Here is a 4,216-nt window from a genome sequence, read left to right on the forward strand (position 1 = left end):
CGAGCCCGGCTACCACACCCTTCAGATCGGTGGCGCGGCCGTCACGCTTGCAGTCGCCCCGGCACGCTGCATCACCTTTTCCGATCTGTCGGGAGGCCGGACCGGCTGGGGCCTTGCCGCGCAGATTTATTCGCTACGCAGCGCCGATGATGGCGGCATCGGCAACTTCGCGGGCGTGGCCGCATTGGGCCGGGCCGCCGCCGGCCTCGGGGCGGACACTCTGGCGATCAGCCCCGTCCATGCGCTCTACGGAGCGCTGCCCGCCCAGTTCAGCCCCTATTCGCCTTCGACACGCCTCTTCTACAATCCGCTGCACGCCGACCCGGCCGTGGCGTTTTCGAGCGACCTGATCCGCAGCATCGCCGCGCAGGCAAACCTTGCCGAGGAGATGGAACGGCTATCGCGGCTCGACCAGATCGACTGGCTTGCGGCGACGCCGCTGCGGCAGCGCTTCCTGCGCGCCCTCTTCGATGCCTTGGGCCAGACTGGAGAGAGCCGCAGCGCCTTCGAGCGTCATGCCGCGGAAGCCTCGCCCCTGCTGCGCTCCCATGCGATCTTCGAGGTGCTGCACGCGGCCGAGCTTGCGCGCGACCCGACCTTACGCTCCTGGCAGAATTGGCAGCCCGGCCATCGCGATCCGGACAGCCCGCAGGTTGCCGCTTTCGCCGAAGCCCGTGCCGGCGACGTCCGCTATCAGCTCTTCCTGCAATGGCTGACGAGCCTGTCCTATGGCGCCGCGCAGCGCGCCTGCCGGGAGGCCGGCATGACGGTCGGCCTCATCGCCGATCTCGCCATCGGCATGGACGGCGCCGGCAGCCATGCCTGGAGCCGGCAGGATGAAATCCTGCACGGGCTGAGTATCGGCGCGCCGCCGGATTATTACGCCGCCGATGGCCAGAACTGGGCGTTGACGACCTTCTCGCCGCGCGGTCTCGCGGCCAGCGGCTATTCCCCTTTCATCGAGACGCTGCGGGCGAGCCTGCGTCATGTCGGGGGCATCCGCATCGACCATGTCATGGGCATGAACCGTCTCTGGCTCATTCCGGACGGGGCCGGCGCGCTCGACGGCGCCTATGTCAGCTTCCCCTCCGAGACGCTGTTCCGCCTGATCGCGCTAGAATCTTGGCGCCACCGCGCGATCGTCATCGGCGAAGACCTGGGCACCCTTCCCTATGGCTTCCGCGACGACCTGCGCGCGCAGGGTGTGGCGGGCCTGCGGGTCCTGCGTTTCGAGCGCACCCAGCACGGCTATGTCAGCCCCCGGGATTGGGACCGCGATGCGGTGGCGCTGACCAGCACCCATGATCTGGTACCCGTCGCCGGCTGGTGGGCCGGCTCCGACCTCGACGCCCCCAGCGATACCCGCGAGGCCGAGGATGTCAGGGCCTGGGACCGCGGCGTCCTCTGGGGCGCGTTCAGGGATGCCGGCCTCGCTGAAGGTGAGCGGCCGGCACCGGAGGTTACCGACCCTGTGGTCGATGCGGCGATCCGCTATGTCGGCGCGACGCCTTGCACGCTGAAGGTCGTGCCGATCGAGGATGCGCTCGGCCTGCGCGTCCAGCCTAATGTCCCGGGCACGACCTTCGAGAAACCGAACTGGCGGCACCGCCTTGCCGGCGACGCCGCTCAGGCCCTCGACGGCGGCCATCTCCGTGATCGATTGGCGCCCTTGGGGGCCGATCGCTCCGGTTGACCCTTCAGCCGTGCGGCGGTCTGACGATCCCCGGAGAACGTCGAGAGATGTCCGGCGTTTCCGTAACGCAGCGATAATGCTCGATGGCATCGCGAAGCGCGGCGCTCTCGATCTCGTCGGCCGTGCCGGGCGTGCAAACCCCAAGCAGCTTCAAACGGGACTGCGCGCGCAGCATGTCGATCGGGGAACGGATCGGAGCAACTTGCATGGTTCACCTCCGGCGGCTGAACGCGCCTTTGACTACGCTGTTCCCTGGCCCGCATGCGGTGTTCCGACGCACCATCTGGAAGGCTTCGCTGATGATCGCGGAGACGCGCAACCTCAAGCCTCGAAACCGCGTTGGGAGGGAGGCGGCGGCGCGGATCGGCCGGCGGAAACGGAGGTATCGTGACGCAGGCACATCCGGTGTTGGCCACTTATCGGCTGCAGTTCCACAAAGGTTTTCCTTTCGCTGCCGGAGCGGCGCTGGCCGGTTATCTGCGCGAGCTCGGGATCAGCCATGTCTATTCCTCTCCGATCCTGGCCGCTCGCGCCGGCTCACTACATGGCTACGACGTCATCAGCTATGACGCGGTCAATCCGGAGCTCGGCGGCCGGGACGGTTTCCGGGCCATGGCTCAGGCCCTCCGTGCCGAAGGTATCGGCATCGTCCTCGACATCGTGCCGAACCACGTCGCCGTCGGCGGCGACGACAATGCGATGTGGCTCGACCTGCTCAAGAACGGGCGCAACAGTCGCTATGCGGGTTGGTTCGACATCGATTTCGAAGAAGCAGACCCGCTGCTCGACGGGCGCATCCACACGCCTTTCCTCGGCGAGCCCTTCGACGAGGCGCTCGAAGCCGGAAAGCTCACGCTCGTCGAGGACCCGGAGCGTCACGGCTTCGCCATACGCTATGGCGAGCACCTGTTTCCCATCCGGCCAGAGGATGACGCGGAGGCTCGCGATGCCCTGGCGAAGACGCGGCACGAGCCCGATACCCTGCGTGACTTGATCGAGCGCCAGCATTTCCATCTCGACTATTGGCGCAATGCCGGCGACCGGCTGAACTGGCGCCGCTTCTTCGATATAACCCAGCTCGCCGGCATGCGGATGGAGCGGCCGGACGCCTTCGATGCGGCCCATGGCATCGCCTTCTCGCTTTACGAGGAAGGCTGGATCGATGGCCTCCGGATCGACCATGTTGATGGGCTATCCGACCCCGCCGCCTATTGCACGACACTGCGTGCGAGGCTCGCCGCGCTGGCACCGCGGCGCCCGGACTGGGCCTCACCGGGCCCGGCCTGGATCGTGGTCGAGAAAATCCTCGCTTCAAGCGAAGCCCTGCCCGCCGATTGGAAAACCGATGGGACAACGGGCTACGACTTCATGGACCAGGCCAGCGCGGTCATTCATGCCGAGGATGACGGGAACCGGCTCGGCCGGTTCTGGTCGGAGCTCAGCGGCCGGGCCGCGAGCTTCGTCGACGAGGAAACAGCGGCACGCCGCGAAGTGCTGGAACATGCTTTCGACGGGCAGCTGGAGGCGATCACGGCGCGCTTGCTGGCACTGGCCGAGGCGGCGGGCCGCGAAGCCAATATTCCGCGCGGCGCGATGAGACGCGCCGTCACGGCCATCGCCTGCAGCATGCGCTGCTACCGGACCTATCTAACCGGCGCCTCGGCACCGGAAGACCCCGGGTCCGGCTTCACCGAGGCTGTCGCGGCCGCGCGCCGCCTGCCGCAGGCCGAACTCATCGCGATCGACTTCGTGGTTGCCGTCCTGACGGGAACCGACATCGTGTACGAGCACCCGGCGAGACGCGCGGTGATCCGGCGCTTCAATCAGCTCACATCGCCGCTGGCCGCGCGCAGCGTCGAGGATACCGCGTTCTATCGCTATGGCCGCCTGCTCTCCCGCAACGATGTCGGGTTTGATGCGGCGCGTTTCGCCCTGCCGGTCCCCGACTTCCATCGCGCCATGGCGGAGCGCGCCCGTCTCGAGCCCGACGCCATGCTCGCCCTCTCAACGCATGACCACAAGCGCGGCGCCGATGTCCGGGCCCGCCTGGCGACGATCGGCCGGGATCCGCAACACTGGATGGACGAGGTGCAGAGCTGGTTCGCGATCAATGACCGGGTCCGCCCGGAGGGGTTGGATCGCGGCGACGAATACATGCTCTATCAGACGATGATCGGCACCTGGCCGCCAGGCGGCATGGGTGACGACTATTCCGATCGCATCGGCGGCTGGTGGCGCAAGGCGTTGCGCGAGGCAAAGCTGCGCACGGGCTGGGCCGCACCGAACCAGGACTACGAAGACCTGGCAGGGGATTTCTTGCGCGCCCTACTGAACCGTGAGGTCAGCCCTCGCTTCCACGAAGCGCTCGAGCACCATCTCGCCTGGATCGGGCCTGCAAGCGCCCTCAACGGGCTGGCCCAAATGGTGATCCAATGCACCGTGCCGGGCATTCCCGATATCTATCAGGGCTGCGAGTTCTGGGATTTGAGCATGGTCGATCCCGACAACCGGCGCCGGGTGGAT

3 protein-coding genes are annotated in these 4,216 nt (G+C 67.2%); 2 read left to right on the forward strand and 1 reads right to left on the reverse strand.

Annotated elements, in window-relative coordinates; genetic code table 11:
- A partial coding sequence (malQ, locus tag ACIPIA_RS11180; RefSeq protein WP_400509476.1) for a 4-alpha-glucanotransferase occupies positions 1 to 1,693 on the forward strand: 1,693 nt, incomplete at its 5' end.
- A 4-nt stretch (positions 1,694 to 1,697) separates the two neighbouring features.
- Here the strand turns inward: malQ and ACIPIA_RS11185 are convergent.
- Positions 1,698 to 1,901, reverse strand: a complete 204-nt coding sequence (locus ACIPIA_RS11185; RefSeq protein WP_400509478.1) for a hypothetical protein — start codon at positions 1,899 to 1,901, stop codon at positions 1,698 to 1,700.
- Between the two features lie 197 nt (positions 1,902 to 2,098).
- Here ACIPIA_RS11185 and treY point away from each other — a divergent pair.
- A partial coding sequence (gene treY / locus ACIPIA_RS11190; protein ID WP_400509480.1) for a malto-oligosyltrehalose synthase occupies positions 2,099 to 4,216 on the forward strand: 2,118 nt, incomplete at its 3' end.

It is taken from the genome of Allobosea sp. CER48, from assembly GCF_044752385.1.
Lineage (GTDB): Bacteria > Pseudomonadota > Alphaproteobacteria > Rhizobiales > Beijerinckiaceae > Allobosea.